The organism is Bradyrhizobium lablabi (assembly GCF_018131005.1).
GTDB lineage: Bacteria > Pseudomonadota > Alphaproteobacteria > Rhizobiales > Xanthobacteraceae > Bradyrhizobium > Bradyrhizobium lablabi_D.
In genome coordinates this window covers 34,598-49,158 of the sequence record NZ_JAFCJK010000005.1, presented here as the reverse complement: position 1 = coordinate 49,158, position 14,561 = coordinate 34,598, and the positions used below count along the sequence as shown (strand labels likewise).

Below are 14,561 nucleotides of genomic sequence, written 5' to 3'. Positions count from 1 at the left end.
CCGGGCGGCACGTTCGGGAACCAGCCTGCGAGCAGTAGTCCATAATCATTTGTCACGCCAAGGACTGCCGTGGTTCAGCGCCTGGTGTTTGCCGACTTCCGGCCGGTCGGCGCCGCCTCGGTATCGTGATAGGCGCTGGCGGAGACGGCCATTTGGTCATCCGCGAAGCCGCGAAAACGGACCGGTGCGTAACCCCGCGCGAGCAAGCTCGCGAGCGGATAGACGTTGCGGCAGACCCGTCCGTTGCAGCCGCCGGTCGAAGATTCCATCACCTCCGCCTTTCGATCCGGTGTGAAACGCAGAAACAACATCACATGGGAGCCAGGCTTGTTCAGGGCGTCACCGGGCTTCAGATCCCAGGGATTTTCCACGGCTTTCGCGATCGCGGGAATAGCGGCGGTCGTGTAATGCACCGAGAGTCCCCAGGTTGCGCTGACGAACGCCGAACAGTCGACGCCCGCCACATCCGGCCGCGGTGCATTGCGGGTACAGACATTGCCTGCCAGCGTGCCGCTCTCGATCCGCTGTTTGAAGTTCGCGAGCGAACCGTGGCAGCCCCAGCAATACGGCACACCGCGCACCTCCTGGTTCAGTTTGCCCTGGAGGTACCACGGCCGGCGGATACGATTGAAGCCGGCGCACTGGCTATCCGGATCGCCGCCATAGTTCGCGGGCGTCAGTTTCCACTGGATGCCCTCGAATGCGAACGCGGTCTCGATCGCCTGCTGGCGGTTGGAGGGCCGCATGGCGGCTACCCCGCTGAACTTGGTGTCGGGCTGCGCCGGCGCCCCGGCGCCGGCCGGCGTCCGCGGCGGCCGCGTATCGATGACTGATACGTTGCGCAACGGCCGGAAGCCGACGCCGACCACTTCAATGCCGTCCGTCTTGGTACGTAGGAAGTAGACGTCGCCGTCGCCCGAGACTGTGACGAATCGCCTCGTCAACGGCGTATTTTCCAAAGGCAGCTCATAAATGCCCTCGAGGCGCCCGTTCGCCGCATAGCGCGCGACAAAGGTGGAAGCGTTCTTTCCCGAAGGCGGAATGTCCTCGGCCAGCACATAGAAGCGGTCGCTGTTGTCAATTTCGAGAAATTCCACTGCGCCGAGCTGGTTGCGCACGCGCAGGCCGAGTTGCCCAATGGTCTCGTTGGTGACCATGGTCTGGATTTCAACGCGCACGCTGGCATTGCCCTTGTCCGGAATGATGTCGGCGATCACCGATCCCTTGCTGCGGGAGGCGACGTACTGCCGGTCGGGCTGCCGCGTCGTTCTGACGATGGCCGCGCGGGTGTTCTGATCGAGCAGGTCGGTCGCGCTGCTGGGCGGCTGCGATCCCATCTGGGCGAAAGCCGAGGCAGCGACCTGATCGTCCGCACCGCGGGTCGACACCTCCTCAAGCTGGACTACATCGCCGCCGAGCCCGCGCGTGGACTGACCCTGCGCCGCCTTCAGCGTGCGCACACCGCCGTCCCAGACCATGATGTCGTCGTTGCGGACCACAAGGTCGGTCGGCTGGACGTCCGCCGGCATCTTGAGGACGTCAGGCTCAGCGTTCGGTTGTTTCGGGTCGAACTGGAGTATGCGGCCGTTGACCTGATCGAGCACAAACAGATTGCCCTGCCCGTCGGCGCTGAGCGCTTGCGGCCCCCCGATCTCGACGTCCTCGCTGGGCGGGACGATCCCGACCGTCGAGGCAGTCGAACCACTGGCGAAGCTCCGCACCACGGTATCGTCGGCTTTCGCCGTGCTGACAAAGACGGCTCCGGCGGCGATGATAATCCAGATCCACTTACTTCGACGAAACATGTTCGCTTCATTCCCGAACCGTTCGGCCTTTCGGATCGACTAATCCGAGACCGCGCTAGTGCGGCGCATCAATTAGTGGCGAGCAATCTCCATCGAGTTCAATTCTATCACCGGACGGTGATAGCCGGAACGTTCTCAGCTTGCGGTGCAAAATCATGGTCAAGAACCGGTTTGAGCAGGTCAGTGAAGTCCAACCCGACGCGATCACCCTCGTCCTGAAGCGAGACAATGACGGGGCCGCGGGATCGATCGTATTCCCCGCCACCGCCAGTGGGGGCCGGCTGAGCACCGACCAGATCAGCAGCAACCTGCCGGCCCAAGACGCCTATCGGGGCGCCATCCGGCTCGCCAACGACATGAAGGTCGCGATCGTGGTTTGCGATCCGGACGGCGTCTGGAAATCCGAGTGGGGCGAGCTTTATCAGGCGATGGACTGACCACCGCTGAGACAGCATGGGCTGCGACGCGGCATGGAGGCTGGCATCGTGAGAAGACCGTCAACTCGGCGATCATTCACCCTACGGGCCTTGATCCCCGCGATCCTTGTTGCAATCGGCTGGCCGGCACAGGCCAACGACTCCGCGGCCGAATTGGCGATCGGCGGGCTGCAGTTCGTGCGCACAAATGACGTCGCCATGGAGAGCGAGGACCTTCATATCGGACTCGATCGCGTCAGCGTTCGCTACGAATTCACCAACACCACAGCTAAGCCGGTCACGCTCACCGTCGCCTTTCCGCTCCCCGACATCGACCTGTCGGAGGCCGAGAACATTGCGCTGCCTTCGAACGATCCGGTCAACTTCGTCGACTTCGAGACCAAGGTCGATGGCAGCCCGGTGCCTCTGACCATCGATCAGCGTGCCGTGATTGGCAACAAGGATGTCAGTGCCCTGCTCCGTCAGCTCAAGCTGCCACTACTGCCCGTGGGCAGCCGCGAAATCCGTGTGGCCGACCTGCCGGCGGCGACCCGGACCCGGCTCGTGGACGACGGGCTCCTGATGCCTGCCGGTATGAGCGACAACGGCCGTCAGCAATACGCGCCAGGCTGGGTCACCAGGACCTCGGCTGTGCGCCAGCAGGTGTTTCCGCCCGCTCGTAAGGTCGTCGTCGAGCACCAGTATCGCCCGAGCGTCGGCTCGAGCCCTGATACCATCCTGCGCTCCAGTCTGCGCCAGAGCAGCGCGCTCAGTCAGGAAGTCGAACGCTATCGAAAAGAGTTTTGCGTCACGGATGCCTTCCTCGCCGAGTTGGATAAGCGCGCAGGTAGCAGTCAGGCCAATGCCGCAAAGCTGCAGGAGCGGCGTATCTCATATGTGCTGAAAACTGGCGCGAACTGGGCAGGCCCGATCCGATCGTTCAGGTTGACCATCGATCCCGGTGGCAGCGACCGCCTGGTCAGCTTCTGTTCGGGTCGGCTCAAGGCATCTGGCGCCGGCAGCCCGCTCGAATATACGGCAAGCAATTTCAAGCCGGACGCCGACCTGAAGATCCTGGTGGTCGGAAGATTCTGAGAAACCACTTCAGTTCGTCAGCAGCACGTAGCGCGCAGCCGCGGTCATCGTCACGTTGCTGCGCTGAGCCTCGCTCAGCGCTTGCAGGAAGAAAGCATCGGCTGCCATCGGCCGCGGCTGACGCAGCGAGTCGAGGACGCGAGGGGTCGCGACAGCCAGGATGAGTTGTGGACCGGCTCCGCGCGCTGCCGGGAGCGCAAACGACAACGAATCGATCCCCGGCTTCAGGAGATAGGACAGGCTCTGCACCTCGCCGCGATCCGACACCATCAACAATTCCACCACGCGGTTGGCGAAATTCTCGATAGTGCCGGTCAAAGTCTCGCCCACCTTCAGCTCTGTCGCGCTCAGATTGATCCGCGGCGTTCGCGCCTGATCGCTGCCGACCTGGCTCAAGAACTTAACGGCCGGGCACTGCGCTTGCGTCACCTGCCGGACGCCGACCGAAGCCTCGAATCCCTGTTCCCGTCGGAACGCCTTGTCGAAGGCGTCGAACGGGGCGGTCGAAGCGCCGAAGCCTTCGATCACGGCGGCGCTTGAGCTGACCGCGACTGGCATGATGAAAAAGCAGTCGCCGCCCTCATATTTGGCTACAAATCTCCGGATGCGTTCGGCGCGCCCCGGTGCATTGACGTCAAGAGGGGGCGTCGCCGTTGGTTGCACAGGCGTCGGCATCGCGGTCGGCGAGACAAGGGTTGGGGTTGGCGTCGGCGTCGCTGTCGGCCGCCCAGGCAACTTCGCCGGCTCTTGCCGCCCGGGCTCCGGCTTGACAGGTTCGGCCGTAGGCGACGGCCTTGCCGTATCGAGCCTCGGCGGTGGCGGCAAGCCCGGCACGCGCGGCGCAGTCCAGACCAGCTTGTAGAAGGCATATCCGCCGCCACCGAGCAGGAGCAGCAGCGCGGCCACGCCTGTGCCGAGCCAGCGCCTGCGCGGCCTTGGCGCCGTCGATGGCGTCCGATCGTGCAGTGCCGGCGCTCCGCTTTCCGGCCGGGCCAGCGGATTGAAGCCGTGCAACGGCGTGGCCGGCGCATCCGCCGAGGCAGCCTGCATCCAGTTGGCGATCTCTGCCATCGTCGGACGCAAGTCTGGCTCGGGCTGTAGCATCCGCTCCAACAGAGGCCTGATCCGCATGTCCACCGCGCCGAGATCGGGCACGCGCCGGCGCTTCTCCACCAGTTGAAACTGGCTGCCGCCCATGTCGAGCTTCTGTCCGGTCAGCGCATGGAACAGCACGAGACCCAGGCTGTAGACGTCGGACTTCGCGGTAACCTCATTGCCGTATAGCCCGACCTGCTCCGGCGAGACGTAGTTGTCCTTGCCGGCGAAGCCCGAGCCGATAATGGTCTTGTCGCCCACTTGGGTGGAACGCGCGATGCCAAAATCGATGATCTTGGCTCGCGTCACATCGTCGAGCGGCACGATGATGTTATCCGGGGATACGTCGCGATGGATGATGCCATGGTCGTGGGCGGCTTGCAGTCCCGACGCGACACGACGCATCAGCTTGACCAGCGCCTCGAACGTCAGCGGACCTTCCTCGAGCATGGTCGAGAGCGAGCGGCCGTTCACGAACTCCATGGCGAGATACGGTCGCTGCAGCGCCGGCTCCACGGTGAACAGGAAGTAGCGAACAATCGCGTCGTGCGGAAGGTTGTGGAGCGCCGCCGCCTCCCGACGGAACAGCCCGAGCGCCGCCTCGTTCTCAACCATGTCGGGCAGCAGCATCTTCACCGCGACCGGCGCGCCGGTCTGGATCTCGCGGCACTTGTAGACTTCACCCATCCCGCCCGCGCCGATCATCGCTTCGATCTCATAGATGCCGTTGAGCCGGGTGCCGGGCTGCACACCGCGGTAGGACGATCGGAACGGGTCGCTCGACATCATGGTTGCGGCTCCGCATCGAGCGGCGATCTCGTCCGCTCCGAGGATTGCGGCGTCAGCAGCTTGACGATCACGACCGTCACGTTATCAAGCCCGCCGCGATCAAGAGCCAGCGCGAGCATGTCATCGCAAGCGGTCTGAGCGGAAAGCGTGGCCGCGTGCTGAAGGATCTCGTCGTCCTGCAGGTGCTTGGTCAGGCCGTCGCTGCATATCACGAAGATATCTCCCGGTTGGGCCGGACCAGTCACCACCTCGAACTCCGGATCAGCATCAACTCCAACCGCCCGGGTGATGGCGTTGCTCGACCAGTCCTTGACCTCCTCGCGCGACAACGCGCCGCCGGCGATCAACTCCTCCAGTTCACTATGGTCGTGCGACACCTGGCTGATGTTGCCGCCGCTGATCAGGTAGACCCTGCTGTCGCCCGCCCATACGCAGGCATAATAGTCATCGCGCACCAGCAGAACGGCGGCCGTGCTGCCGATGATGACACCTTGCCGCGCATGACTGAGCGCGATGATCTCCTGGTTCGCACTGAACAGCCGCTCCTCGCATTGCGCCAGCAGGTCCGCGGCAGAGGCCGGCGCCTCGATGGCGTCGAGCGAGTGCACTACGATGCGACTGGCGAGATCACCGGCCTCATGCCCGCCCATGCCGTCGGCGACCGCCCACAAGCCGACATCGGTCCGCACCAGGCACGAATCCTCGTTCCGCGTCCGCACCCGCCCGACATGGGTGACGCTGCCGACATCGAACAAGGACGGGACATGGACCATCGCGCGTCATCCCGTGCCGGATGCCGCCCCGCCGAGATCGCCGGTCAGCAGGGTGGAATAGTGAAACGGGTCCGGCAATCCCCGGCAGCACACTGCCATCGGCGGGAAGCCGGATCCCCCGGCGGTCCACCAGAAACTGGCAGCGGCGTAGATCTGCGGGTTGGCCGTGCCGAGCGCAGCGAACGACTCCGCGAAAGCGTCAGCCGCCGTAACCGTTCCCGCCATTGCCGTGCCGAGCGGCACCATCGGCGGCACGTCGGCGACCAGTGCCTGCAGCCGCGGCACCGCGAGACGATCCAGAGCGTCGGCGACCTGCTCGTAGGTAGCGGCTCGATCCAGGGTCGAGAGCAGGAACGTCTCCGCTTGCCCGAACCACTCGTCCTGCGGATCGACGCTTGGCGAGGGCAACGACGCACCCTCGTCGGTCACCGCATGCAGCGTCAGTGGATAATACCGCCCAACCCCGTCGAGCGAGGGCATGATCGCTCCCGCGACGGTGGTACCGCAGATTGCAGCGCCGAGCCAGAACCGCCACACCGGCGCCGTCAGGAATGCCTGCTGCCAGTCGGAGCCGAGCTGGTGGCGGCTTGCCGACAGCGCGGCCTGGACCCACGGCTCCCAGATCTCCAGGAAACTGCGCGGGGTCGCGATCGCGATGAAATCGCGCTTCGCGCCGATCTTCCCGAATAGCCCGCAGCGCATGGTCATATTCCGGTCGGGCAACGGAACTCGCGGAGCACCGTCATGTTGAGCGGATTTCGCAACGATCCGGTCGATATCTGATAGTTGAGTTCGCGCCCCGCGACGATAAACGTCGCGCTTGCTGTCTCTGACTTTGCCACCAGCGAGCCTGCCTCCAGCATCCGAAACAGTGACCACGGGCCGATGCGCTCGAGCACGGAAGGCTGGCCGGTGTCGTTACTGACCGAAATCGCTGTCCGCGGCGACGGACCCGGCCACACCACAGTCGTTGGTGCATTGGTCTGCGGTGGCGGTGGCGGCGGTGGAGGCTGCTGCATGCCAAACATCGAAGCAGAAGTCGGCGCTGGAGTGGTCGGGCTCGTGATCGTGGTGCCACCAATTTCGGTCTTGATGGTAACGCCCGGACCCGCGGCACCCGGCGGCCGGATTGCGAACGATACCGCCGGCACGCCGCCACCGGTCTGGAAAAAGGCGTCGCGGATATAGGCCGCATTCTGGAACTGTTTCAGTGTGTCGGGCGAGAATGATCGGCCGACGGGACTCTCCTTCCGCCAGACCCACTCCGATCGCGACGTGTCGGCGTAAGGCGCGAGGAACTGGGCGAAGAACTTATCCATGACGCCGTTCGGACTAAACAGCTTGGCAAAGTCCGCGAGCGGAACCTCCTGGGTGCTGCCGCGCACGAACGGGTAGCGGTTTGTTATCGTCTGCTGACAGACCGGCGTGACCTGATCGCGCAACGACTGGAGGATCTGCCCGGCAGTCGATGCGGCAATGTTGCCTTCGAACTCTCCGGCTGCCGCACGCAGCATGTCCGAGAACGGCGGCGGCATTCGCGAGGCATTGTTTCGCAAGGCGGCGACCTGAGTCTGAAGCCCAGCGGTCGCCTGTGCGGTCAGTTGCGGATTTTCGATCATCAGCGTCAAGTTCTGCGCGATGTCGTTCAGGTTAGCGATGGTCGAGTCGATCGGCTTGCGTGTGCTCTCGCCTTCGAGCACCGCATGGTAGGGCTTGAACTGCGCCTCGATCCTCGCCCCGGGCGGTCCATCCTGCGCATTGGTGAACAAGACCGGCGCAGGCGCAGCCGGCGCAGCAGCGTTTGCCGGCTTCGGACGCTCCTTGGTCAGCATCGTCTCGTCGCGCACCGACTCCAGAATTTGTCGCATCGGCGAAGTTGGCGCCGAAAGCGCCCTGAGCACCTCGTATTTCGGCTTGTCGGCGAGCAGCTTCTTCAGGCGCAGACTGCCGAGCGCCGCGCGCCAGGTCGTCACGAATTCGTTGGAGTAAATATTGAGCAGATCGTTGGCGAGGTTGTCATACTGCTGATCGATGGCAGACTGCTGGCCGGCATCACCCAGCACCCACCGCTCGCGCTTCATGCGCTCCGACAATCCCGGGAGCCGGGCGATGAACTTCTGATGGAAGCCGTTGTAGGTGAAGAACTCGGGTACCCGCAACGTGTCCAGCGGCTGCCCCGTCGTCGTCTCAAACACGACCGCCACGTCCGGGCCGCCGCGGCGGCTGACGATCCAATCGCCTGCGGTCGATGAGCGCGCCTCGGATTTCAGAAATTCGTAGGCACGTTGCGACACGCTCAGGCGCGCCAACGAGTTCTGCGCTTGCTTGATCAGACGGCCGTCAAGTTCGACCAGCGGTGGCTGCTCCGTCTCGAGGTCGAACATCGCCATGAGGTTCTCCTCGAGCAGACGCCGCCCCTCCGCGTTGGTCGCGCCAGGGTAGAGATTGTCCGCCCAGTCGCGTTGCATCCAGGAACGGATCAGCTCACGGTCCGGCGCCTGCTGGCCGCCGAGCATCAGGTACACCTTCAGCGCCTCGTAAACGAAGGCAGGATCGCCGAGGCGCGCGTTGAGCTGCTCCTCCAGGCGGTACAGCAGGCGCGGACGGAACATACGTTCAAGCGCGGTGTGATAGGCCGCCTTGGTGGGTGACAACAATCGGGCGTGCTGGCTCAGTCCATAGCGAGCTGACAGCGGAACCGGCGCATCGCGCGATCCGTAGCCCGCCGGAGCATTGCGTAGCCGGTAGAGCAGCGGCAGCACCTTGTCGAGATCATGGTCGGCAATCAACGTCTGCTTGATCAGTGGTGCTCCAGCGGCGGCGTATTCGTTGTCCGCCTGCAGGCTTTGCTCGATCAGATCGGAATTCCGCTTGTAGCTGGTCAGCCAGGCCGCGATCAGCCCGATCGACACCAGCCCGATCAGGGACAGCGCTGCGGTTTTCAGGATCAACGCGCGGCGCACCGCCGCGCGATCGGTCGAGACCCAGTCAGCCTCGCCGATGATGACCTTGGAAATCAGATCCGCGAGGAAATAGCTCTTGCCTGTCCCTGAATAGGATCCGGCGCCGACTTCCTCCGCGCCGAACGTGCGCGCGAGAGATCCGATCAATTGGTCGATCGGCGTACCTTGCTGAGTACCTGAGGTGAAGTAGAACCCGCGGAGGTTCGCATTCACGTGATAGCGCGTCGGTTCGAAGATCTGGTTGAGGAAATCGTGTATCTGCGGCTTGAGCCGCGCCATCTGCGCCGGGAATCCGAACAATTGCACACGGTGCTGCGGCGTCGGTTCATCCTGCAGACGATCGAGGGTCTCCTCACTCAGACGCTCCAGCAGGCGATCGAACTCGACCGGAACCTGGCCGACCAGGTTCTGGGTCTTGTCGGCGGTCTGGAAGGTGGCGCCCCAGACCTGGCGTCGGCCCGCCTCGCCGAGATAGGCGAAATACTCGGTAAAGCCGGCGACGAGATCAGCCTTGGTGAACAGCGCGTAGACCGGGAAGCTGACCTTGAGCCGCTGATGCAGTTCGAGCAGGCGCATCCGGATGGCGTCTGCGTGAAGCGCCAGCTCCTGCTTCGGCAGCGTCAGGACGTCCTCAAGACTGATGGCGACGAGAACACCGTTGATCGGCTGGCGCGACCGGCTTTTCTTCAAGATATCAAGGAAAGCAAGCCAGCTTTCCTTGTCGGCCTTGCTGTCGGAATCCTGGGTGGTGTAGCGGCCGGCGGTATCGATCAACACCGCTTCCTCGGTAAACCACCAATCGCAATAGCGGGTGCCGCCGACCCCGGCGATAGCCGCCGGCGTCGCCCCTCGCGCCAGCGGAAATTTGAGCCCGGAATTGACCAGGGCCGTGGTCTTGCCGGCGCCTGGAGGACCGATGATAACATACCAGGGCAGATCGTAGAGGTAGCCGGACTTGTTGCCGCTGGCGGTCTTCAGTGTCTCCAGCGCATCCTTCATGCGCTCCTTGAGCACCGGCTCGTCACTGACGGGCTGGTCCGCGCCACTGATGCCGTCGGCGATCTCCTTGGCACCCTTGCGACGCTTGAACAGCTTGAAGCCCGTGAAGCTCGCTGCCCCTGTGACGAGCAGCAGGATGACGATCTGGCGGACGATATGGTTCTCCAGCGGCCGCCAGTCGCCGAACGCAATGAAGGGACCAGCGAGATAAACCACCGCGCCGAGCGAGCTGAGCCCGATTCCGTAGAGAATGATGCGGAGAATGTCCTTAGCAAGCATCTGCCCGTACCTGTCGCAAACCACGCGCAGCCGGCCGCATCGGCCTATTCGCTGCGCTCGATGAAAATTTCGACGCGCCGGTTCTTGGCACGTCCCTCGGGTGTCGAATTGCTCGCGATCGGCGCATCCGGCCCCTTGCCGTCGACGTCGATGCGCGATGCATCGGCTAGACCCGGCTTCAGGGCGGCTGCAACCGCCTTGGCGCGCTCGACCGACAGCTCGAAATTCGATGGGAAGCGGACGGTGCGAATCGGCGAGCTGTCGGTATGGCCGACGATGCGGATTCGTCCCGGCTCCTTGTCGAGGGTTGCCGCGACGCGGGCCGCCACCGGCCTGAAGCCGTCTAGGATCGTGGCCTGCCCCGCGGCGAACAGCGCCAGGTCGCAAACTCGGATCACGATGAAGCTCGCGGTCTGGTCCGCCGTCATGGCGCAGGCCGTGTTCTCCTTCGCCAGCGCGTTGCGGATGCGTTGCAACTGCGTAATGCGGTCCGGTGGTGGCGGCGGAGGCGGGGGTGGCGGAGGCGCGACGATCCTGCGCTTGAGCTCGATCGGATCGCCGGGATGTAACGCCAGCGCCACCTCGGCGGCATTCTCGGCTCGGCCGGCAAGCAGCATCCGCAGCGCGAAATAGCTCCCCGTCAACAGCGCGGCGACCACGGCGGCCACCATCCAGACGGGAATTCGAATCCGCTGCCGGCGACCGGCCAGCGCCTGCCCACGCCAGTTCGGCGACAGGTCGCTCATCACCTTGGGCCGAACCCGGCGCAGGGTCTCGTAGAGATTGCGCTGAATCACCTGCAGGTTCGCCAGCCCATTTGTCGATGTGCGGTGCATTCCCTGGAATCCGAGCGCGAGGCAGGCGTGCTGCAGCTCGAGCACCGGATAGTTCACCAGCGGATCAGTCTTCAGATGGTCGAGGATTTCGAAGAAGCGGACGCCGCCTACCCGCTCGCCGAAGAACCGGCTTAGCATCGAGTATTGGGTCCAGACGTGGCGATCCTCCGTCGGGATGTGTTGCACGATATCGTCGGCGGTGGCGCACAGGATGTATTTCGCCGTGTTGGCCTGATGCTCCGAAATGCCGGCCGAACGGATGTCCTTCTCGAAGAACTTGATGGCGTCGGCAACCTGTTCCATCAAGCTCGCGAACGAGGCGCGCATGAGCGCCACCCGCAAGCGGCCGAGCAGTTGCAGCAGCGGCCCGGCAGCGCGCATCACCGGGTTTGCGTTCGGCGCGACCAGATCGTCCACGCGCAGCGGCGGCCCGGGCGGCAGGATCTGCTGAGGCGCCTGGGCCGCGGCGGGCGTTGAGATCCATTCCTCCGCCGTATGGCTGACCGGCGCAGCGGCGTAGGTCGGGGTCGGCGGAGGGGCGGAAAAGGAAGACGGCGGCGGAGCAGCCGCGCCGGGAGACGGTACGGGCGATGGCGAGTAGGCTTGGCGTCCGGCCGGCGGCGCGCCTGCCGGGGCCGCAGGCTCGGGGGCTGGAGCCGGCGGCAGCTTCCCGCCAGGGTTCGGACGGATGATCGTCCGTTCGCCCCGACCGAAAGGATTGACCGGCTTGTCCCTGTCGTTCATGGCCGATCTTCCAGGATGGCCCAAAGATATAGCTCAAGCTCCGGCCAGTCGCCGGAGAAGTGCATCCCGATCGAGGCCGCCGTGCTGAACTCGGGCCATAGCGGCGATTTGCGGTCGAGATAGAAATATACGTGGTCTGTGATGGCCCGGATGTGCGGTGGTGGCGTCGGCAGGTGCACCAGCGTCAGCCCTGGCAGGTTGGCGTGCACGATCTCGTTCATCTTGGTGTTCGGCCCGACCTTGAAAAGGTGCGGGAATTCGTTCTGAATCTCCACCAGCGGCCGCCGCGCGGCAACCTCCAGTACCAGCGTAGCATTCCGGAAAAGCGCCCGATCGCGGATCGGCGACACGAATGCATTCTGGGCGCGCTCGATAATCTCCAGTCGGATCGCTCGCCGACCAAGCCGCGCGCTCAAGAAGTCCTGGATGTCGCGCACCAATGGAGTGAAGACGTACTCGAGATTGTCGTGATCATAGGTCGGATAGTCGCGCGCGCGGCGCTCTGCGGTGGCGAACGTGGCAAGCTCACCCGCAAGCCTCAGCAACTCCTCGTACAGCCGTTCGGGATGCACGCTGCGGGAACGCTGGAAGTGGGTCAGCACCGGAATGGTGCGATTGAGCAATTGTAGCACCAGATAATCGACGCTCTGGAGCCCGCCGCCGGACGACGGATCGACCGCGTAGCGCGACAGCTCGTCGAGCTTGGTCTCGACCCAGCCGATGATGCGGTTGAGCCAGCCGTCGACCACCGGATGCGCGGCGCAGGCCAGCATCGGCGGCACGAACTTGTCGTCGAACAGGACATTCTTGTCGCGCACTTCCAGAATGCGCGCGATCCCGATGCCCATGTATCCCGGCTTGTTGGTCTTCCGCAGCTCGAATGACAATCGCGGATAAGCGATATCGATCTCTTCCTCGACGCGCAGCGCCGAGGTCGAGTCAATGAACGTCTCGGAGGCACGCACATAACGGCTGGCGCTGTCGGCGCGACCCTCATCAACTTCGCGAGTGTTTGGCGCCGCGACCGGCATCATCAGCCAGACGATCTGGCCGGCGGCCGAGTCCGGCACTTCGATCGCGTCCGGAATCGGGCTATCGGCGGGGATGTCGAACGGCGTTCCGTCCGGCATCACGCCAGCGGCGCTACGCACCGCAAATTTGCTCTGTTCTGTGAGATCGTGATCGATCTCGAGCTCGGCGAACCCCCAAGGATATGGCGTCGTGTAACGAACCCGCTTTTCCAGCAAATGCTCGACGTAGCGATCGTTCTGCTGCAGATGGTGCGGCCGCAGAAACAGACCTTCCGACCAGAAAACCTTGCTGTACCAAGACATTCCTACATCCGCTCAGCAGTCTTCGACGACCGCGTGGTCATCGACAATTTACTTTGACCCGGCCTTGTCGCCACGATCGTAATAGTTCGAGAAATGCGCCATGAAGGTATCGATCGGCGCGCTGTTGTCGCGACCGAGATGCGCCTTCCAGCGAGCCAGGAATTCGTCCCAGAGTTTGCCCTTGTTCGAGCCGAGCCAAGATCTCGCGCCGCGCTGAAGCTCGAGCTCGCGCGCCACCAGTGTGGGGTCGATGCTGGCGACGAGCTCGCTGACGGCATGTTGCATCGCCGTATAGGTCTTCAGTTGATGTGACTTGAGGTCGCTGAAGCTTTGCGCGAAGGCGCGCTCGGAGTCGAGGTAGCTGCGCGTCGGTGGTCCGAACAGAATGCGCATCGCCTCTTCCGGCGTCGGCGAAAATTTCAGAGGATTGTTCTCAATCGCCTGGATGGTGGTCTGGCTGGCGCTGCGGGTCAGTTGCTTGGCCTGGGTTCGCGCCTGCAGCAGCGCCATCAGATTATCCACGGTAATGCGCAAGATGACGCCGAGCTGCTCGGCAAGTTCGGCGTCGGTCTTGTTGGCAAAGAAATTGTCCGGCAACCTGGCCGCGCGCGCCACCAGACGGGCGAACTCGGCGCGGGTCTCTGGCACAGCGGAAGGCGGCCCCTGGTCGGCCGCGCGGGCCGGCCGCGGCGGCTCAACGTGGGGACGCGGCGGCTCGGCGGCGGCTTCCTCGTCATCGGTCCACACCGTCGGCCGGCGCGGCGTCGGGATCGCGGGTGGCGGTTCAAATGACGGTTTCGGCGCGGCGACCGGACCGGCCGCCCAGCTCATGTCATCCTGCAACAACGGCGCGCGGGGCGGCGTCGACGGCGGGCGTCGAATACGCTCCGCGTCCGGCTCCGGAACGCTGGCCGCCCAGTCGAGAAACTCGGGATTGACGGGCCGCGCTGCCTCGCGTGGCTTTCTCAACTGCTGCGGATCAATCGGCGGCGGCACGTCACGATCAGGCGTCCAAAGTTCCTGGTAGTTTGCGTGCTGCTGCGCGAGGGGCGTCTGCAACTGCGCCCCATGATTCGGAGCGATGCTGCCGGTGCTGACCTCATCCGAATCCAGCGAGACCCTGATGATGTAGTGGCCGACGACCAAGCGATCGCCATCGCGCAACCGGTGCGGCCCCCGCATGCGCTGGTCGGCGCCATTGAGAAAGGTGCCGTTGGTCGAGACGTCGTGCAGCCAGTAGCCGCCGTCGCGAAAATGCACCTCGCAATGCTTTCCCGAAATCAGCCGTGACGGATCCGGCAACGTCCAGTCGAGGTGACGGTCCCGACCGATGTCGACCGAACGCCTGCCCTCGACAGCAAAGACGACCGGACCTCCATCCGGGAGGTTCGGTTCGTTTTCGATATTGAACCGAAGCACCATCAAGCGTCCCA

The 14,561-nt window shown here is 64.1% G+C and carries 10 protein-coding genes; 2 read left to right on the top strand and 8 right to left on the bottom strand.

Going from position 1 to position 14,561, the window contains the following annotated elements; translation table 11 throughout:
• Nucleotides 1-74: 74 nt before the first annotated feature.
• On the bottom strand, nucleotides 75-1,805 hold the full coding sequence (locus JQ553_RS16135) for a hypothetical protein (protein ID WP_212500976.1): 1,731 nt from the start codon (nucleotides 1,803-1,805) through the stop codon (nucleotides 75-77).
• Nucleotides 1,806-1,960: 155 nt separating this feature from the next.
• Between JQ553_RS16135 and JQ553_RS16130 the strand changes: the two genes are divergently transcribed.
• Nucleotides 1,961-2,242: a hypothetical protein gene (locus JQ553_RS16130; protein WP_212500975.1), complete on the top strand. Its 282-nt coding sequence runs from the start codon at nucleotides 1,961-1,963 to the stop codon at nucleotides 2,240-2,242.
• 48 nt (nucleotides 2,243-2,290) lie between these two features.
• Nucleotides 2,291-3,316, top strand: coding sequence for a DUF4424 domain-containing protein (locus tag JQ553_RS16125; protein ID WP_312015155.1), 1,026 nt, complete (start codon nucleotides 2,291-2,293; stop codon nucleotides 3,314-3,316).
• A gap of 9 nt (nucleotides 3,317-3,325) precedes the next feature.
• Here JQ553_RS16125 and JQ553_RS16120 read toward each other — a convergent pair whose 3' ends face one another.
• From JQ553_RS16120 to tagH, 7 genes are read right to left on the bottom strand one after another with little or no spacing between them, the layout of a single operon-like run.
• The gene (locus JQ553_RS16120) at nucleotides 3,326-5,200 is read right to left on the bottom strand and encodes a serine/threonine-protein kinase (RefSeq protein ID WP_212500974.1); all 1,875 of its coding nucleotides are present in this window, start codon (nucleotides 5,198-5,200) and stop codon (nucleotides 3,326-3,328) included.
• Nucleotides 5,197-5,973, bottom strand: coding sequence for a PP2C family serine/threonine-protein phosphatase (locus JQ553_RS16115; protein WP_212500973.1), 777 nt, complete (start codon nucleotides 5,971-5,973; stop codon nucleotides 5,197-5,199). The genes JQ553_RS16120 and JQ553_RS16115 overlap by 4 nt, the downstream gene beginning before the upstream one ends.
• A 6-nt stretch (nucleotides 5,974-5,979) precedes the next feature.
• Nucleotides 5,980-6,681 carry a type VI secretion system-associated protein TagF gene (gene tagF, locus JQ553_RS16110; protein ID WP_212500972.1) on the bottom strand — a complete coding sequence of 234 codons (702 nt, stop codon included), beginning with the start codon at nucleotides 6,679-6,681 and terminating at the stop codon, nucleotides 5,980-5,982.
• Nucleotides 6,678-10,214 (bottom strand): type VI secretion system membrane subunit TssM, encoded by a 3,537-nt coding sequence (gene tssM / locus JQ553_RS16105; protein ID WP_212500971.1) that lies wholly within the window; start codon nucleotides 10,212-10,214, stop codon nucleotides 6,678-6,680. The genes tagF and tssM overlap by 4 nt, the downstream gene beginning before the upstream one ends.
• A gap of 44 nt (nucleotides 10,215-10,258) precedes the next feature.
• On the bottom strand, nucleotides 10,259-11,794 hold the full coding sequence (tssL, locus tag JQ553_RS16100; protein ID WP_212500970.1) for a type VI secretion system protein TssL, long form: 1,536 nt from the start codon (nucleotides 11,792-11,794) through the stop codon (nucleotides 10,259-10,261).
• Complete coding sequence (gene tssK, locus JQ553_RS16095; protein WP_212500969.1) at nucleotides 11,791-13,128, bottom strand: type VI secretion system baseplate subunit TssK; 1,338 nt, start codon at nucleotides 13,126-13,128, stop codon at nucleotides 11,791-11,793. The genes tssL and tssK overlap by 4 nt, the downstream gene beginning before the upstream one ends.
• Before the next feature lie 48 nt (nucleotides 13,129-13,176).
• Complete coding sequence (tagH, locus tag JQ553_RS16090; RefSeq protein WP_212500968.1) at nucleotides 13,177-14,550, bottom strand: type VI secretion system-associated FHA domain protein TagH; 1,374 nt, start codon at nucleotides 14,548-14,550, stop codon at nucleotides 13,177-13,179.
• Nucleotides 14,551-14,561: the final 11 nt, after the last annotated feature.